Origin of the sequence: Nitratireductor aquibiodomus NL21 = JCM 21793 (assembly GCF_000615975.1) — a bacterium.
Taxonomy (GTDB): Bacteria; Pseudomonadota; Alphaproteobacteria; order Rhizobiales; family Rhizobiaceae; genus Nitratireductor; species Nitratireductor aquibiodomus.
Genome location: NZ_BAMP01000175.1, coordinates 1 through 1756, shown reverse-complemented (window position 1 = coordinate 1756; position 1756 = coordinate 1). Strand labels below are relative to the sequence as shown.

The following is a 1756-nucleotide window of genomic DNA, read 5'->3' as shown; positions in this document are numbered from 1 at the left end:
GCTTGTCGCCATCGACGCGGTGGAAGCGCTCGGCCTCGATCCGGCCGACGCCGCGCCGGAGCATTGGCGGCATGTCCACAACCGGCTGACCGCCGGTCTCGACCCGCGTGAATACACGCCCGAGCGGCACGCCGCATGGCTCCATCGCCGGAGGATCGACCCATGACGCGCCGCCGCATCCTCATGGTGACGGCGCTTGCCGTCATCGGCATCGCCGCCGCCAGCACCGTCGAAACGCCGACGAAACTGATCTGGAACGCCACGGCCAGCGCGCCGGTCGGCTTCTACACGGTCGAGCCGGCCGACGCGCTCGACGTGCCGGAGCTGGTCGCCGTCATGCCGCCCGAACCGCTTGCCGGATTCATGGTCGAGCGCGGCTATGTCGGGCGCGGCGTCCCGCTGTTGAAGCGCGTTCTCGGCCTGCCGGGACAGCAGGTTTGCCGCCTGCAATCCACCATCACCGTCGATGGCGTGGAGATGGGCGATGCGCTCGACCGCGACCGGATGGGCCGCGATCTGCCCGTATGGCAGGGATGCCGCACCATCGGCGACGGCGAAATCTTCCTCATGAATTGGGAGGTCCGAGACAGCCTGGACGGCCGTTACTTCGGACCCATCCCCGCAAATTCCGTCATCGGCCGCGCGCTGCCGCTCTGGACCGATGAGGAAGGCGACGGCCGCTTTGAATGGCGCGCGCCGACGCACTGACCCCGCATGTCCACCCCCAACCACAGGAGACTTTCCATGCCCCAGATCGGTCAATTCACCCGCGAGGAATCCGGCTTTGTCGGCCGCGTCCACACGCTCACCCTCTACCGCGAACTCACAATCACCCCCGCCGAAGGAGCGGACGCGGAGAACGCCCCCGACTATCGTGTTCATCACGGTGCCGACGATGGCCCGGAAGTGGGCGCGGCCTGGAAGCGCACCGGCGAGAAGGCCGGCGAATACCTTTCCGTGCTGCTGGACGATCCCGCCTTGCCGCAGCCGATCCGCGCCAACCTGTTCCGTGACGACGATGCTGGCGCATTGTGATCGCTGCACTGGAGCCGCCCCAAGCAGCGCGACGAGCGGGACTAAGGCCGTGCGTTCCTGCGTCATCCCCGCGCTCAAAGCCCTCATCCGTTGTTCGCGGAAAGGCCATCTCATCCCGTCGTCCCGCTCGGGCGTAGGACGGCCGGCGCGCGCAGCGAAGGTCAAGGGCGGCCACCGGCCGGCGCTTGCGCCTTGCCCTTGACCGCAGCGAGCACGCTGGCAGGCTGGCGTCGTGGTGGAGACAGGGCGGCATTGCGTTGTGCCGTTCTTCTGGCGGCCGGCGTGCTGTCGCTCGGCAGCGGATCGGCGATGGCGGTTGCGCAATCGACGCCGATGGTGCAGCCGGTCGGCATCCATCCCCATGCTGCTCACATTGCGGAAGCCGCGCAGCGTTTCGGCATCCCCGAGGCTGGATCGTCGCGGTGCTGCGCGCGGAAAGTGCCGGCGACGTGCGCGCAATTTCCGCGGCCGGAGCAATGGGGTTGATGCAAGTGATGCCCGACACATGGGCGGAGCTGCGCATACGTCATGGACTCGGCCGCGACCCTTACAACCCGCGCGACAATATCCTCGCGGGCGCTGCCTATCTGCGCGAAATGTTCGATCGCTACGGCAATGTGGCCGCCATGCTCGCGGCCTACAATGCCGGCCCCGGCCGCTATGACGAACACCTTGCGACGGGCCGCGCGCTGCCTCCCGAAACCCGCGCCTATGTCGCCGC

4 protein-coding genes and 1 pseudogene are annotated in these 1756 nt (G+C 68.1%); 4 read left to right on the top strand and 1 reads right to left on the bottom strand.

Annotated features, from left to right (window positions below; genetic code table 11):
* The 3 genes from JCM21793_RS27975 to JCM21793_RS27970 form a co-directional block, all read left to right on the top strand.
* Positions 1-166 (top strand): DUF2840 domain-containing protein (locus JCM21793_RS27975; RefSeq protein WP_036541688.1); only part of this gene is annotated, 166 nt, incomplete at its 5' end.
* On the top strand, positions 163-708 hold the full coding sequence (locus tag JCM21793_RS22960; RefSeq protein WP_025031859.1) for a S26 family signal peptidase: 546 nt from the start codon (positions 163-165) through the stop codon (positions 706-708). The genes JCM21793_RS27975 and JCM21793_RS22960, both read left to right, overlap by 4 nt.
* Positions 709-744: 36 nt before the next feature.
* Entirely contained in the window at positions 745-1035 is a 291-nt protein-coding gene (locus tag JCM21793_RS27970) for a DUF736 domain-containing protein (protein WP_051556279.1), read from the top strand.
* Positions 1036-1196: 161 nt separating this feature from the next.
* Here the strand turns inward: JCM21793_RS27970 and JCM21793_RS29615 are convergent, their stop codons facing one another.
* Positions 1197-1388, bottom strand: coding sequence for a hypothetical protein (locus tag JCM21793_RS29615; protein WP_081784809.1), 192 nt, complete (start codon positions 1386-1388; stop codon positions 1197-1199).
* Here JCM21793_RS29615 and JCM21793_RS27965 point away from each other — a divergent pair.
* Positions 1306-1756: pseudogene (locus JCM21793_RS27965) on the top strand (lytic transglycosylase domain-containing protein); the annotation flags it as partial. The gene JCM21793_RS29615 and the pseudogene JCM21793_RS27965 sit on opposite strands and share 83 nt — an antisense overlap.

Bases quoted from the DNA above. Each gene is read 5' to 3' on its own strand.
- JCM21793_RS22960 (WP_025031859.1), top strand. From the start codon at position 163: ATGACGCGCCGCCGCATCCTCATGGTGACGGCGCTTGCCGTCATCGGC.
- JCM21793_RS27970 (WP_051556279.1), top strand. From the start codon at position 745: ATGCCCCAGATCGGTCAATTCACCCGCGAGGAATCCGGCTTTGTCGGC.
- JCM21793_RS29615 (WP_081784809.1), bottom strand. From the start codon at position 1,388: ATGCCGACCGGCTGCACCATCGGCGTCGATTGCGCAACCGCCATCGCC.